General features: G+C 72.0%; 11 protein-coding genes and 1 rRNA gene. 6 read left to right on the plus strand and 6 right to left on the minus strand.

The annotated features are described in order from the left end of the window. Window positions 1–109 precede the first annotated feature (109 nt). The 4 genes from ACZ4MF_RS29495 to mtrA all read right to left on the minus strand — a co-directional run bounded on the left by ACZ4MF_RS29495 (window position 110) and on the right by mtrA (window position 5,875). On the minus strand, window positions 110–1,033 hold the full coding sequence (locus tag ACZ4MF_RS29495) for a ComF family protein (protein WP_467494882.1): 924 nt from the start codon (window positions 1,031–1,033) through the stop codon (window positions 110–112). 205 nt (window positions 1,034–1,238) lie between these two features. Further along, window positions 1,239–3,080 (minus strand): LpqB family beta-propeller domain-containing protein, encoded by a 1,842-nt coding sequence (locus ACZ4MF_RS29500; RefSeq protein WP_467494883.1) that lies wholly within the window; start codon window positions 3,078–3,080, stop codon window positions 1,239–1,241. After that, the gene (gene mtrB / locus ACZ4MF_RS29505; protein ID WP_467494884.1) at window positions 3,070–5,184 is read right to left on the minus strand and encodes an MtrAB system histidine kinase MtrB; all 2,115 of its coding nucleotides are present in this window, start codon (window positions 5,182–5,184) and stop codon (window positions 3,070–3,072) included. The genes ACZ4MF_RS29500 and mtrB overlap by 11 nt, the downstream gene beginning before the upstream one ends. Before the next feature lies 1 nt (window position 5,185). Beyond that, window positions 5,186–5,875 (minus strand): two-component system response regulator MtrA, encoded by a 690-nt coding sequence (gene mtrA, locus ACZ4MF_RS29510; RefSeq protein ID WP_350839843.1) that lies wholly within the window; start codon window positions 5,873–5,875, stop codon window positions 5,186–5,188. Between the two features lie 925 nt (window positions 5,876–6,800). Here mtrA and ACZ4MF_RS29515 point away from each other — a divergent pair. After that, the gene (locus ACZ4MF_RS29515; RefSeq protein ID WP_467494885.1) at window positions 6,801–6,908 is read left to right on the plus strand and encodes a helix-turn-helix domain-containing protein; all 108 of its coding nucleotides are present in this window, start codon (window positions 6,801–6,803) and stop codon (window positions 6,906–6,908) included. A 473-nt stretch (window positions 6,909–7,381) separates the two neighbouring features. Here the strand turns inward: ACZ4MF_RS29515 and mtnA are convergent, their stop codons facing one another. Beyond that, window positions 7,382–8,524 carry an S-methyl-5-thioribose-1-phosphate isomerase gene (mtnA, locus tag ACZ4MF_RS29520; protein ID WP_467494886.1) on the minus strand — a complete coding sequence of 381 codons (1,143 nt, stop codon included), beginning with the start codon at window positions 8,522–8,524 and terminating at the stop codon, window positions 7,382–7,384. A 140-nt stretch (window positions 8,525–8,664) separates the two neighbouring features. Between mtnA and ACZ4MF_RS29525 the strand changes: the two genes are divergently transcribed. From ACZ4MF_RS29525 to ACZ4MF_RS29545, 5 genes are read left to right on the plus strand one after another with little or no spacing between them, the layout of a single operon-like run. After that, a complete protein-coding gene (locus ACZ4MF_RS29525; protein ID WP_467494887.1) occupies window positions 8,665–10,023 on the plus strand; it encodes a DUF7847 domain-containing protein in 1,359 nt (452 codons plus the stop codon). Window positions 10,024–10,027: 4 nt separating this feature from the next. Then, window positions 10,028–10,807, plus strand: a complete 780-nt coding sequence (locus ACZ4MF_RS29530) for a DUF4129 domain-containing protein (RefSeq protein ID WP_467494888.1) — start codon at window positions 10,028–10,030, stop codon at window positions 10,805–10,807. Further along, the gene (locus tag ACZ4MF_RS29535; RefSeq protein WP_467494889.1) at window positions 10,804–12,000 is read left to right on the plus strand and encodes a DUF4350 domain-containing protein; all 1,197 of its coding nucleotides are present in this window, start codon (window positions 10,804–10,806) and stop codon (window positions 11,998–12,000) included. Before ACZ4MF_RS29530 ends, ACZ4MF_RS29535 begins: the two co-directional genes overlap by 4 nt. Continuing rightward, on the plus strand, window positions 12,000–12,980 hold the full coding sequence (locus ACZ4MF_RS29540) for an AAA family ATPase (protein WP_467494901.1): 981 nt from the start codon (window positions 12,000–12,002) through the stop codon (window positions 12,978–12,980). Before ACZ4MF_RS29535 ends, ACZ4MF_RS29540 begins: the two co-directional genes overlap by 1 nt. After that, window positions 12,980–14,290, plus strand: coding sequence for a DUF58 domain-containing protein (locus tag ACZ4MF_RS29545; RefSeq protein WP_467494890.1), 1,311 nt, complete (start codon window positions 12,980–12,982; stop codon window positions 14,288–14,290). The genes ACZ4MF_RS29540 and ACZ4MF_RS29545 overlap by 1 nt, the downstream gene beginning before the upstream one ends. 90 nt (window positions 14,291–14,380) lie before the next feature. On the opposite strand, the gene rrf is transcribed toward ACZ4MF_RS29545, so the two are convergent. After that, window positions 14,381–14,475, minus strand: a 5S ribosomal RNA gene (gene rrf / locus ACZ4MF_RS29550); the annotation flags it as partial.

The following is a 14,475-nucleotide window of genomic DNA, read 5'->3' on the forward strand; positions in this document are numbered from 1 at the left end:
TCACAACCGAACATATCTCGCCCGGACGGATGTCGTCACCCTCTACTGCGGCGTACCTCCGTTCAGGTGAAATTCCCCTCTCGCCACCTGCAACGATGCAGGTGGACGGTCAGTTCCTGTTTATTTCGAAAGAATCCCGAGGAGCGGCGACCACGGCCGCACGGAGCGCGTACGCGAGGGTGTTCGACGCCGTCATTTCCGGTGCACCATGCACCCACTTCCCGTCGTCCGACCGCGTTCCGCTCTGTCGTTCTTCCCTTCCTTCCCGAGTTACGGCCGCGTACACGGAGGTTCTCACTCCGCGCCCCTCTTCTCGACTCGACAGGGCCGTATCCCGCAGTGCCCGCGCCGCCTCCGCGAGGCTGGCGCCGGTGGTGATCAGGTCGTCCACGAGCACGACCCGTCCCCCGTCCAGCAGTCGGCCGCCGCCCGCCGTCACCTCCAGCGCGCCGGAGAGGTTCTCCAGGCGCTGTCGCGCGTCGAGTGCGGCCTGGTCCGCCACCGGCCGGCGCTGGCGCAGTACGGCCGCCACCCGGGCCGGCGTCCCGGCACGCCGCAGCTCCCCGGCCGCCGCGAGCGCCATCCGTCGGACCGGATCGTGTCCGCGCGCCCGCACGGCCCACCGCGCGGAGGGCACGGGGACGAGCACCACTGTCCGCTCACCCGCGGCCCCACCCGGCCGGCCGCCGGTGCCGGCGCCTCCGCCGTCCGGACAGTCGCGGGCACCGGCGCCGCTCCTCCCGCCGAGCCCCGCCCGCACGGCCCCCGCCAGAGCCCCGCCCAGCACTCCCGCAAGAGCCAGCGCGCCCCGCTCCTTGTGCGCCAGCAGCAGTTCCCGCACCTCCTGCGCGTACGGAGCCGCCGCGTACACCACCGGCAGCCCGGTCGGCTCCGGCATCGGCCGCACCCGCCGCGGCGCGCGCCCGTCCAACACGGCCCGGCACCGCGGGCAGAGCAGCGTACGTGGTGCTCCGCAGCCCGCGCAGTCGGCCGGCAGCACCAGGTCGGTGAGGTCCCGCCACCACCCCCGCATGCCCACCACTGTGCCAACGCCGCAGCCGCCCTGCCACCCCTGTGGACAACGCCCTGTGGACAACCCGAGGCACCGCACAACGCCCATCACCCATACGAGTGAACAGGGAGATGACGGGGTGCGGGACAAGGTGCGGGACCAGGGGTGCGGAACGCCGCGCTCGGCGCTACCGCGGCCGCGCACGGCCCCGCAGGCGGCAGGGCCGTCAGCCCGGATAGACCGGTGCCGTTCCGTCCTTGTCCACCTTCTGCCACTGCGCTCCGGACGGCAGCCGTACGATCCCGTCGTCCTCCGAGTAGGCCACCAGCGGCACCCGCTCGTCCTCGGACGCGGCGATGGCCTTGACGCCGGTGAGCGCACCGGGCGCCGGACCGTCCAGCGTGGAGCCGTCGACCTGGACGTACCGCATCTGCAACACGCCGCCCTGCTCCCGGCCCACCGCGAGCAGCCTGCTGTCCCCGGCCCACGACATGGCGCTGACCTGCTCCAAGTCCGGCGCCGCCGAACGCAGTTCCACCACCGAGGTGCCCTGTCCGGTGCCGTCGTCGCGCTGGATCCGGCCGATGAGCAGGGACTGCTCGCCGCCCTTCTTCTCCACGACCAGTGCGATCCGTACCCCGTCGGCCGCCACCCGGGCGTCCTTGATCCGGCCGGACAGCTCCGGGACCGCGACCTCCTGCGGCTTGGCGGCACCCTGCTCCACGACGTACAGGCGCGCGTGGTGCGGGTCGCGGTCGGCCACCCACAGGTCGCCGCGGGCGTCCCAGCTCGGTGTCGTCAGCCGGTCGCCCTCGGTCGGGCCCGCGCTGGTCACCAGCGCGTTGCCGAGCGAACCGCCCGAGGCCAGCGACGTCACGTACAACGACTTCCCGGCGTCACCGACGCCGGCCGCACTGTGCTCGTCGCGCGAGACGGCAACCGACTCCAGGCCCTTGTCGCTCTCACCGAACACACCCGGCACCGGAAGCGCTCCGGTAGCCGTGCTCCCCGTCGGCATCCGCACCAACCGGTGCTTGCCGTCGAGGAAGTACAGGTACTCCGGGCTCTTGGCCGACCCGTGCCAGGCGGCTGACTCGGCGCGCTCCTCGCTCAGGTCGCACAGCCTGCGGCCGTCGGCGCCCTGCAGCTCGACCGACTCCAGCGTCGGCGCCAGGTTCCGCAGCGTGAACAGCACCTGCGTCGCCATCTCGGTGCACTTGCCCGGCGTGACCTGGGACGCCTTGAGGTTCAGCGGCACCGTCAGCTTGTTCTGGTCGTCGGGCGCCAGCCCCGACACGTCCTTCTGCAAGGCCGTACCGGTCGGGAACCCGGACCTGACGACCGGGCCGAGCCAGCTGGTCGGGCCGTTCAGCAGCGAGCGGACCATCTGCGTCATCGCGTCGACCTTGCTGCGTACGAACACCGGATCGGCCACCGCCGCCGGCTGCCCGCTCGGCCCGCCCGTCGTGTCCGAGGCGAAGTAGTACTTGTCGACGGACGTGTAGTTGCGCTGGAAGTCCGACTTGCCCATCACGACGCCGTCGGGCAGCCCGTCGATGCGCCACTGTCCGGTCTTGGTGCTCCGCGTGAGGTGCACCTTCTTGCGGTAGGAGCCGTCGGTGGGCTCGTACGCCTGCTGCGCGTCCACGGTCGCGACCTGGGTGCCCGCGAGGACACAGGTGACGCTGTCGGTCGGCTCCTGGCCGGCGCCCGCGCGGCAGTCGGTCTCGATGCTCGGCCCGTTCGCGAGGACCGTGGTCGACCGCTCCGGGCGCCACCTGCGCGCCGCGTCGTCCGACAGATACTTGCGAGCCGTGTCGTACGAGGGATCGTCGCTGGTCAGTGCCTCCAGGAAGCCCTGCATGATCTCGGCCGGACCCGCGCCCTCGGCCGGCGGCATCGCGAACACCCGCACCCCGGTGTCCTGCCGGGGCGTGGACTCCACGTTCCGCAGGTCCCCGCTGTCGGGCATCGAGGCACACCCCGCCAGCAGGACGACTCCCAGAGCGGCGTACGCCACCGCGCGCCCGGGTCTTTGCCGGGCGCCCCCCTTGCGGTCAGCGGCCACGAAATGCCTCCCCTGGCTGGGTCGAGTCCTCCGGTGCGGCCGCATCCGGCCGGGCCGCATCCATACTGGCCGCGGATCCCGCGGCGGGCCCCTCGTCCGGGCGCCGCACACCGCCGCTGGGGCGGGGCACCACACGGGCACCGTTGCCGTTGCCGGGCAGGGCCGTCGGGTCGACGGCCGGGGTGACCCCGGCCAGCCGCGGCGCGATCGGCGCGCGCGGCGGCAGCGCGGGCGCCTGGGCGCCGCCCTGCTGCACCGGAACCGTGGCCCGCTTCTCCCCGCCCCCGCCGGGCAGCCCGGCCTCGTCCAGGCCGCGGTTACGGCGTGAGTCCTTGGGCTCCAGCGGTATCGGCGAGCCCCGCAGCGGCTCGTCGGCGGTCCTCGGCAGCGTCAGCCGGAACTGCGAGCCGCCCCCCGGCTCGCCCCAGGCCTGCAGCCAGCCGCCGTGCAGCCTGGCGTCCTCCAGGGCGATCGACAGCCCGAGGCCCGTACCACCGGTGGTACGGGCGCGCGCCGGGTCCGCCCGCCAGAACCGGCTGAAGACACGCGTGGCCTCGCCCGGCTTGAGCCCGACGCCGTAGTCGCGCACCGCGACGGCGACCGCGCCGCCCGCCGACGCGAGCTTGACGACGACGTCCCTGCCCTCGCCGTGCTCGACGGCGTTGACCACGAGATTGCGCAGCACGCGCTCCACGCGCCGGGCGTCCGCCTCGGCGACCACGGGCTGCTGGTCGCCGAGCACGCGTATGTGCGTGCCCTTGCGCTCCGCGAGCGGCTCGGCACCGCTGACCACGCGCCGGACGACCTCCCTGAGATCTATCGGCTCCGCCTCCAGCGCCGCCGCGCCCGCGTCGAACCGGCTGATCTCCAGCAGATCCGCCAGCAGCGACTCGAACCGGTCCAGCTGGTCGGCGAGCAGCTCGGCCGACCGCGCGGTCACCGGGTCGAAATCCTCACGCGCCTCGTGGATGACGTCGGCCGCCATCCGGACGGTGGTCAGCGGTGTGCGCAGCTCGTGCGAGACGTCCGACACGAACCGACGCTGCATCCGCGACAGGTCCTCCAGCTGCTGGATCTTCACCTGGAGGTTCTGCGCCATCTTGTTGAAGGCCTCGCCGAGGCGCGCGATGTCGTCCTCGCCGGTGACCTTCATCCGCTCCTGCAACCGCCCGGCGGACAGCCGCTCGGCGATACCGGCCGCCATCCGCACCGGCGTCACGACCTGCCGCACCACCAGCCAGGCGATGGCCCCGAGCAGCACGACGACGAACAGCCCGGCGGTCGCGAGCGTGCCCTTGACCAGGCTGAGGGACTTCTCCTCCTGCGTGAGCGGGAAGAGGTAGTACAGCTCGTACGGCCGTCCGTTGGGGTCGTTGACCTGCTTGCCGATGACCAGCGCCGGCTGCGAGTCCTTGCCGTTGGAGTAGACGATCCGCGTGTAGCTCTGGGCGGCCGTCGTACCGCTGTTGACCCGCTCGCGCAGGTCCGCGGGCACGCTGGAGGTCGGGTTGACGTTCCCGGAACCGCGCGGGCTGCGTCCGCCGCCGCTGTCGTCACCGACGGGCAGCGTCACCACGTCGAAGGCGCCCGCGCCACCGCTGGACAGCGACTCCACGAGGTCGCTCATCCACTGGATGACGTTCTGCGACTGCCGCCCGTCCGCGGTCGAGGTGCCGTCGCCCGTGGCGGGGGCCGCGTTCGTCCCCGTCGCGGTCCCGCTCGCCGCCTCGTCCGCCTTCTGCTTGGCCACCGCGAACCCGCCGGTGGCCTGACTCTGCGAGGCCTTCACCTTCGCGTCCAGCAGACCGTTGCGCACCTGCCCGATCACGACGAAGCCCAGCAGCAGGACGACGCCCAGCGACATCAGCAGGGTTGTGGCGACCACCCTGAGCTGGATGTTGCGCCGCCACAGCCGCATCACCGGCAGCAGCGGACGGCGCACCCAGCGCAGGAACAGCCGCAGGACCGGACTGCCCTGGACCCCGCCCTGGAGCAGCCCGCCCTCGAAGAGCCGCCCGAACCGCGCACCCGCGCTCCGGCCGACAGGCCGCCCCTGACGGGCCCCGGACCGGCCGGGAGCCGAAGCGGCGCTGTCCCCGGACATGTCAGCTCGGTCCGGCCTTGTAACCGACACCACGGACGGTCACCACGATCTCCGGCCGCTCCGGGTCCTTCTCGACCTTGGAGCGCAGCCGCTGGACATGCACGTTGACCAGCCGCGTGTCGGCGGCGTGCCGGTACCCCCACACCTGCTCGAGCAGCACCTCACGCGTGAACACCTGCCACGGCTTGCGCGCGAGCGCGACCAGCAGGTCGAACTCCAGCGGGGTCAGCGCGATCGACTGCCCGTCCCGCTTCACCGAGTGCCCGGCCACGTCGATGACCAGGTCACCGATGGTCAGCTGCTCCGGCGCCGGCTCCTCCGACCTCCGCAGCCGCGCCCGGATCCGGGCGACCAGTTCCTTCGGCTTGAACGGCTTGACGATGTAGTCATCGGCACCCGACTCCAGGCCCACGACGACATCGACGGTGTCGCTCTTCGCCGTGAGCATCACGATCGGCACCCCGGACTCCGCCCGGATCAGCCTGCACACCTCGATGCCGTCCCGTCCGGGCAGCATCAGGTCGAGCAGCACCAGATCGGGCTTGGCCTCCCGGAAAGCGGCCAGCGCCTTGTCGCCGTCGGCTACGAAAGACGGCTCAAAACCTTCACCACGCAACACGATGCCGAGCATCTCGGCCAGTGCGCTGTCGTCGTCGACGACAAGGACTCGTCCCTTCATAAACGACATCATCCCATTCTCATAACAGTGACAGGTGCCCTGGTGAGGGAGGTCACTGGCCGGTGACCCTAGCCGCAGGTAGCCGTCACTGTCTGCCCCTGTCCGCCGATGTTGATGTCAGTAACGGATGTCAGCTCGTCTGCCGACACCGGCCCTCTCACCCCTACCCACCACCCTCCCCAGCTCCCATCCCGTCCGCCGTCGACCCACACACCGTGGAGCGGGCGTGGTTCATGGCGTCCAGGTGGAGCGCGCCACTGTACGAACGACCTGGACGCCATGGGCCGCGTCTGCTCGGCTCTGCCTGGGTCGACGGTGGTCGGGATGGGAGCTCCCCGCGCAAGCCACTACGGACCCGCGGGCGGGAACGGCGCCCCCTCCATCCCGGTGCCGGCCGATCCCCCGCCGGAGGCATGGTCTTGACCGCTGGCCGCGCTATGCGGTGATCACCTCATGGCCTCCGGTCCTATCCACATGTGGGCGCGCGTCGGCGCAGCGCGGGCGGAGCGGGCCGGAGGCAGGAGCGGCGCCCGCGGCGGAGCCGGGAGCGCGCCCGGCGGAGCGGAGCGCAGCCGGGGCTTGATGAGGTAGAGAAACCTGTAACAGCTCCCTGCCCCATGGGCCGGGTTCAGGATCGCGAGAAGCCTCTGAGCTGGGGTTCTGCTAGCGTCCCAAGCTGGCATATGCGTCTTATCCGCGACTACTTGTCTCATGTGAGACAGAGCGGCAGCATGGGTGCATGTCCACCCGCCGAAATCGACAACAACCCAAGGCCGTACAGCGACCGCCTCGCACCGTCCAAGCCTCCGCATCGGACACCCCCGCGAGCACCCCCGAAGACGCTCGGGCCAAGGCCGTACGACAGCTCGTAGAGCCGGGCAAAGAGCGAGTCCGCCTCACATCCGAGTTGGAGCGGCTGGACACCCATCTCCGCCCCTTGATCCTCGAAGCCATCAGCGCAGGCGTCCCCACCCGCCGCGTCGCCGAACTCACCGGGATCTCCCGCGCCACCGTGGCCCGTTGGGGCAAGGACGCGGAGCAGTGAAAGTTAGGCCGCACCCGTCGACACCGGGCGCGGCCTCGTCCGATTCGAAGGAGTCGAAGCCATGTCGAATCGATCCGCCCTCATCATCGCAGAAGAGTCCTGCCCGACCTGTTCCGGCACTTGCGTTACCACCGATGATGGTTCCGTGACCGGAAAGCCCGGCAACTCCGTCCCCTGCTCGTGTTCCCTCGGCTCACACAGCCCCAACGGGGCACCCGAGGGGGCCCACTACAGCGTGAGCCTGCGGCTCTCCCGCAACCCCGGCGAATGCGCATGCGGGGGCACTGGGTGGCTGGACGGCGGCTTCTACGTCTGGCAAGGCGAGGTACACCTTGCGGCGGACGAACGATGCCCCCTCCACGCCACCTGATATGGCATTGCCTTGATGTCAGCCACAGATGTCAACAGCCCCTCTCCTGCGGATCGTCGCAGGCGGAGGGGCCGTTTTCGTCGGTCGAGCCGACATCATCCCATTAGCTAATCGTTACCTGGCGTGACCTCGCACACAGCTCCGCAAGAGCCTCGGCGGTCACGGGCGAAACGGCTCCCCCTTCGGTGACGATGGCCGTCACCAGCTCGGGCGGCGTCACATCGAACGCCGGGTTGTACGCCTGGGTCCCCAGGGGTGCCACCGGAATCCCGCCTCCCGCTCCCGTCACCGGCACCTGGGGTGCTGTGATCTCCGTCACCTCAAAGCCGGGGCGCTGCTCGACCTCGATGGACGCCCCGTCGGGAGTGTCCGGATCGATCGTCGTCACCGGCGCCACCACGATGAACGGCACATGGTGGTACCGCGCCAGCACAGCGAGCGGATAGCTCCCCACCTTGTTCGCCACCGAACCGTCGGCCGCGATGCGGTCCGCCCCGATCAGCACCGCGTCCACCTGACCCGCCGCGAACAGGGAACCCGCCGCGTTGTCGGTGAGCAAGGTGTACGCCATGCCGCTGCGTGCCGCTTCGTACGCCGTCAGGCGAGCACCTTGCAGCAACGGACGCGTTTCGTCCACCCACAACCGCCGCAACCGCCCCTCACGGTGCGCCTGGAGGGCCACCGCGAAGGCCGTGCCCTCCCCGCCCGACACCAGCGAACCGGTGTTGCAATGGGTGAGAATCCGGTGGCCACCGCCGGACAGCAACTCGTCCAGCAGCGCCAGACCGTGCGCCGCCATCCGGGCGCTGGCCTCGGCATCCTCGCGGTGCAGCGTCCGCGCGGCGGCCAGCGCCGCGGCTGCCGCCGCTTCGGGATCGCCGCTCTTCGCCAGCGCCGCCCGGTGCGCCGCCTCGGCCCGGCGCACCCCGACGGACAGATTCACCGCGGTGGGCCGGGCGCCCTCCAGCGCCCGCGCCGCCTCTGCCACGTCGAAGCCCCGCGCGGCGGCGAGCGCGACGCCGTACGCCCCGGCGATCCCGAGCAGCGGCGCCCCGCGCACGGCGAGCGAACGGATCGCCTCCACCAGCGCCGGCGCGTCCGTGCACACCAGCTCGACCTCCTCCGCCGGAAGCCGCGTCTGATCGAGAAGGACCAGCACAGGACCTTCGGGTGGTTCCTCCCATCGGACCACAGGTATCTCGGTCGGCCGCTTGTCCCCGTCGCTTCGCGCCTGCTGATCAGCCATGTGATCAGTCTGCCCCGGATCCCGCGGACAATTGAAGGAGTCCGGCGCCCACCGCGGCAGGTCCGGGGACAACCACCCCATGGCACGATGGCTGCCAACCTGCCGCCGCGACAGCGGACCGGCACCGAGAAGGAGCTTCGATGACAGACACTCCGGGCTGGGCCTCGCCCGGATCCGCCCCGTCGTCCGAGGGGCGGGAACCCGGCGCGTCCGGCCCCGCCGAGCCCGCCGGCCGCCCCGCCGATGCCGAGCCCGCGCCGCAGCCGGGCACCGACGCGCAGGGCCCAGGCGTGAAGTGGTCCAAGGAACAGCCGCCGCCCGGCCAGTGGTCCGCCCCCACCAGTGCCCCCGGCCCGCACCAGGCTCCGCCGCCCCCACCGCCCGGCCCGGGCTGGGGCGGACAGCAGCCCGGCACACCGGGCCCCGGCGGCTACGCGGGCCCGCCCACCGGCTACGGCGCCCCCGGCGGCTACGGAGCCTGGGGCGGCGGCTGGGGCGGCCCCCCGCCCGCGGCCAAGCCCGGTGTCATCCCGCTCCGCCCGCTCGGCGTCGGCGAGATCCTCGACGGCGCCGTCTCCACCATGCGCACCTACTGGCGCACGGTGCTCGGCATCTCGCTGACCGTCGCCCTGGTCATGAACGTCAGCATGGTCCTCCTTCAGGGCTTCGTGCTGAACGACGTCCAGACCACGGTCAGCGACCCCAACGCCACCCCCTCCGAAGCACTCCACGCCCTGCGCGACACCATGATCGGCACCGGCGTCCTCTCGGTGATCCGCACGGCCGCCATGCTCATCGCGACCGCCCTGCTCACCACCATCACCAGCCGGGCCGTCCTCGGCCGACCGGTCACCACCCGGGAGAGCTGGCGCGACGCCCGGCCGCAGATCCTGAAGCTGCTCGGGCTGCTCATCCTGCTGGCCCTGATCTTCGTCGGCGCGATCTTCGCCGGGGCACTGCCCGGCCTGCTCGTCCTGATCGCCGGCGGCGGCGACAACGCCGGAGCGGCACTGCTCGCCCTGGGCTTCCTCGGCGGCACCGTCGTCGGCGTGTGGCTGCTGATCCGCTACTACCTCGCCGCCCCCGCCCTGATGCTGGAGCGGCAGGGCATCGTGAAGTCCCTGAAGCGCTCGGCGAAGCTCGTGCGCGGCTCCTGGTGGCGCATCTTCGGCATCATGCTGCTCACCCTCCTCATCACCCTCATCGTCTCGGCCGTCGTGACCATCCCCTTCACCCTCATCGGAGCCGCCGCGAGCGGTGACGGCATGAACGACCTGCTCGGCGCCAACGGCGGGCACATCGGCTGGACGACCCTGATCGTCCAAGGAATCGGCGCGCTGGTCGGCGCCACGCTCACCCTCCCCATCAGCGCCGGCGTCACCGTGCTCCTCTACATCGACCAGCGCATCCGCCGCGAGGCCCTCGACCTCGAACTGGCCCGCGCCGCCGGTGTCCAGGGCTACGGCACCGGCACCCCCGGTCCCGTCCCGGGGAGCTGATGCGGTGAGTCTCACGGGGGGAGTTCTCACGGCGGCGGCCCCGGTCGGCGTCGGCAACACGGTCGTACGCGGCCTGCTGCGCGCGTCGGACACGGCCGTCCGCGCAGCAGGCGGCTCGGGTGACAAGCCGCCAGTGACCCTCTCGCGCGACCCCGCGCGGGAGGCGGCTCGGCGCGAACTGTCCAAGCGCATGTACCACGAGAACGAACCCGGCCTGTTCCAGCGCGCCCTGAACGCGTTCTGGGACTGGCTCGACCGGCTGCTCGGCTCGGCCGCCTCCGCGACACCCGGCGGCACGCTCGGCCTGGTCGTCGTGATCCTGTTCATCGTCGTCGTCCTGGCCGCCCTGTGGTGGCGCCTGGGCACCCCGCGCCGCCAACCCGCCTCCGCTGCCTCCCTGTTCGACGACCGCCCTCGCAGCGCCGCCGAACACCGCGCGGCCGGCGAGGCACACGCGGCCCAGGGCCACTGGAACCAGGCCGTCCAGGAACGCATGCGGGCCATCGTCCGCTCCCTGGAGGAACGGGCCCTGCTCGACGTCCGCCCCGGCCGCACCGCCGACGAAGCGGCCACCGAAGCCGGCCGCACACTCCCGGCGCACACGGACCGACTCGCCTCCGCGGCACGGGAGTTCGACGACATCACATACGGCGGACGCAGCGCGAACGAGCAGTCGTACCAACGCATGGCCGAACTCGACCGCGACCTGGAACGCACCAGGCCCGCCCTCGCCCACAGCGCCGTGAGCACAGCCCGCAACGCCCGCCAAGGGGCGGCCCAGTGACCGCCGAGGCCTCCGTGCCTGCCACCTCCACAGCGCCCACCGCCCGCCAGGTGTGGACCCGCGCGCGAGGCATCACGCTCGCCGTCGTCCTGCTCCTCGCGGCGGCCATCGCCATGGCCGCCGTACGCTCCACCGCCCGGCACGGCGAACTGGACCCGCGCTCCGCCGACCCCTACGGCAGCCGCGCCGTCGCCCAACTCCTCGCCGACCGCGGCATTTCCACCCGCGTGGTCACCACCCTCGGCCAGGCGCGAGCCGTCACCGGCCCGGACACCACCCTGCTGGTCGCCGTACCCGACCTGCTGACGACCCGACAACAGGAGCAGTTGCACCAGGCGACCGCGGCCTCCGGCGGACGCACCGTCCTGGTCGCAGCCGGCAGCTGGTCCGTCGAGCGGCTCGCCCCCGGGGTCACCGCGGACCCCACCACGAGCAGCCGTGACACTCTCGCCCCCGGCTGCGCCCTCCCCGAGGCCCGGCGCGCGGGCAGCGCAGACACCGGCGGCATCCGCTACACCACCACCCGCCTCGACGCCGAACACTGCTACCCCAGCGCACGCCTCGCCACCCTGCTGCGCATCCCCGCGGCATCCGGGGCGGGTGACACCATCGTGCTCGGCGCCCCCGACATCCTCTACAACGACCACTTCGACAAGCAGGGCAACGCCTCGCTCGCCCTTCAACTCCTCGGCTCCCGCCCCCATCTGGTCTGGTACCTCCCCTCGCTCGCCGACACCTCGGCCGCCCACGACGGCGACCAGAAGAACTTCCTCGACCTGCTCCCCTCGGGCTGGCTCTGGGGCACGCTCCAGCTCTTCATCGCGGCCGCTCTCGCCGCCTTGTGGCGGGCACGCCGCTTCGGCCCGCTCGTGCCCGAAAGACTCCCCGTCGCGATCCGCGCCTCCGAAACCGCCGAAGGCCGCGCCCGCCTCTACCGCAAAGCCGACGCCCGCGACCGCGCGGCCGCCGCTCTTCGCTCCGCCACCCGCACCCGGCTCGCCCCCCTCGTCGGCGTCCCCGTCGCCCAGGCGCACGCGCCCGAGGCCCTGCTACCCGCCCTGTCCGCCCACCGCTCCGGCGACGGACAGACCCTGCACCCCCTCCTCTTCGGACCGCCGCCCCGCGACGACGCGGCCCTCATCGCACTGACCGACCAACTCGACGCCCTCGAAAGAGAGGTACGCCATTCATGATGGACCCGACCACTGACAACGCCGGGACCACCGGCGCCGCCCGAGCCTCTCTGGAAGCCCTGCGCGCCGAGATCGCCAAAGCCGTGGTCGGCCAGGACCCCGCCGTGACCGGCCTCGTCGTCGCCCTCCTCTGCCGCGGACACGTCCTCCTCGAAGGAGTCCCCGGAGTCGCCAAGACGCTCCTCGTCCGCACCCTCGCCTCGGCCCTCGAACTCGACACCAAACGCGTCCAGTTCACCCCCGACCTGATGCCGAGCGACGTCACCGGCTCCCTCGTCTACGACACCCGCACCGCCGAGTTCTCCTTCCAGGAAGGCCCGGTCTTCACCAACCTCCTCCTCGCGGACGAGATCAACCGCACCCCGCCCAAGACTCAGTCCTCCCTCCTCGAAGCCATGGAGGAACGCCAGGTCACGGTCGACGGCACCCCACGCCCGCTCCCCGACCCCTTCCTGGTCGCCGCGACGCAGAACCCCGTCGAATACGAGGGCACCTATCCCCTCCCGGAAGCCCAACTCGACCGTTTCCTCCTCAAACTGACGATCCCTCTGCCCTCCCGCCAGGACGAGATCGACGTCCTCACCCGCCACGCCTCCGGCTTCAACCCGCGCGACCTGCGCGCCGCCGGCGTACGCCCCGTCGCCGGCCCCGCCGACCTCGACGTGGCCCGCGCAGCCGTCGCCAAGACGACCGTCTCCCCCGAGATCACCGCCTACGTCGTGGACATCTGCCGCGCCACCCGCGAGTCACCCTCGCTCACCCTCGGCGTCTCCCCGCGCGGCGCCACGGCCCTCCTCGCCACCTCGCGCGCCTGGGCGTGGCTCACCGGCCGCGACTACGTCATCCCCGACGACGTCAAGGCGCTCGCCCTGCCCACCCTGCGCCACCGTGTCCAACTGCGCCCCGAGGCCGAGATGGAGGGCGTGACCGCCGACTCCGTCATCAACGCCGTCCTCGCCCACGTCCCGGTCCCCCGCTGATGGCGCTCACCGGACGTGCCGCCCTGCTCGCGGCCCTCGGCTCGATCCCCGTCGGCATCCTGGAACCCGGCTGGACAGGCATCCTCGCGGTCAACGGGCCCCTGGCACTGGCCTGCGCCTGCGACTTCGCTCTCGCCGCGCCCGTCCGACGTCTCGCCCTGACCCGCTCCGGCGACACCTCCACGCGCCTCGGCGAGACCGCCGACGTCACCCTCACACTCACCAACCCGTCCCGCCGCCCTCTGCGGGCACAGCTACGGGACGCCTGGCCACCGAGCACCTGGCAGCCCGGCACCGAGATCGAGGCCTCCCGCCACCGCCTGACCGTCCCCCCGGGTGAACGCAGGCGCGTGACGACCCGACTGCGCCCGACACGCCGCGGCGACCGACGGGCCGACCGCGTCACGATCCGCTCCTACGGCCCACTCGGCCTGTTCTCCCGCCAGGGCACCCACAAGGTGCCCTGGACTGTACGGGTTCTGCCCCCGTTCACCAGCCGAAAGCATCTCCCGTCGAAACTCGCCCGATTGCGTGAACTGGACGGCCGCACCAGCGTGCTGACACGCGGCGAGGGGACCGAGTTCGACAGCCTGCGCGAGTACGTCCCCGGCGACGACACCCGCTCGATCGACTGGCGAGCCACCGCCCGGCAGTCCACCGTCGCCGTCCGCACCTGGCGCCCGGAACGGGACCGGCAGATCCTGCTGGTCCTGGACACCGGCCGCACCTCCGCCGGCCGCGTGGGCGACGCCCCGCGCCTCGACGCCTCCATGGACGCGGCCCTGCTCCTCGCCGCGCTCGCCTCCCGGGCCGGCGACCGTGTGGCGCTCCTCGCCTACGACCGCCGGGTACGCGCCCTCGTCCAGGGCCGCTCCGCAGGAGACGTCCTGCCGTCCCTGGTCCACGCGATGGCCCCGCTCGAACCGGAACTCGTCGAAACGGACGCACGCGGCCTCACCGCCACGGCACTCCGTACGGCGCCACGCCGCTCCTTGATCGTCCTGCTCACCGCACTCGACGCTGCCCCGATGGAACAGGGCCTTCTCCCACTGCTCCCGCAGCTCACGCAACGGCACACGGTTCTGGTCGCCTCGGTGGCGGACCCACACATCGCGCGCATGGGCAAGGCCCGGGGCAACGCAGAGGCGGTGTACGAGGCCGCGGCCGCGGCTCAGGCACAGAGCGAGCGTCGGAACACAGCAGAACAGCTCCGTCGTCATGGGGTGACGGTGGTGGACGCGACCCCCGAAGACCTGGCGCCGACGCTGGCGGACGCGTATCTCGCTCTGAAAGCGGCGGGCCGGCTCTGAGAGGAGCCCGCCCCTCCGTTCATCGAGAACGGAAAGTAGGTGAAACGCAGAAAGGCCCACGCCTGATGGCGTGGGCCTTTCCCAAGAATTGTTCGGCGGCGTCCTACTCTCCCACAGGGTCCCCCCTGCAGTACCATCGGCGCTGTGAGGCTTAGCTTCCGGGTTCGGAATGTAACCGGGCGTTT

This window comes from Streptomyces sp. NPDC025793 (genome assembly GCF_055558375.1).

Coding starts and splice junctions, on each gene's coding strand:
- ACZ4MF_RS29540 (WP_467494901.1), top strand. CDS start 12,000: ATGGACCCGACCACTGACAACGCCGGGACCACCGGCGCCGCCCGAGCC.
- mtrA (WP_350839843.1), bottom strand. CDS start 5,875: ATGATGTCGTTTATGAAGGGACGAGTCCTTGTCGTCGACGACGACAGC.
- mtrB (WP_467494884.1), bottom strand. CDS start 5,184: ATGTCCGGGGACAGCGCCGCTTCGGCTCCCGGCCGGTCCGGGGCCCGT.
- ACZ4MF_RS29495 (WP_467494882.1), bottom strand. CDS start 1,033: ATGCGGGGGTGGTGGCGGGACCTCACCGACCTGGTGCTGCCGGCCGAC.
- mtnA (WP_467494886.1), bottom strand. CDS start 8,524: ATGGCTGATCAGCAGGCGCGAAGCGACGGGGACAAGCGGCCGACCGAG.
- ACZ4MF_RS29545 (WP_467494890.1), top strand. CDS start 12,980: ATGGCGCTCACCGGACGTGCCGCCCTGCTCGCGGCCCTCGGCTCGATC.
- ACZ4MF_RS29525 (WP_467494887.1), top strand. CDS start 8,665: ATGACAGACACTCCGGGCTGGGCCTCGCCCGGATCCGCCCCGTCGTCC.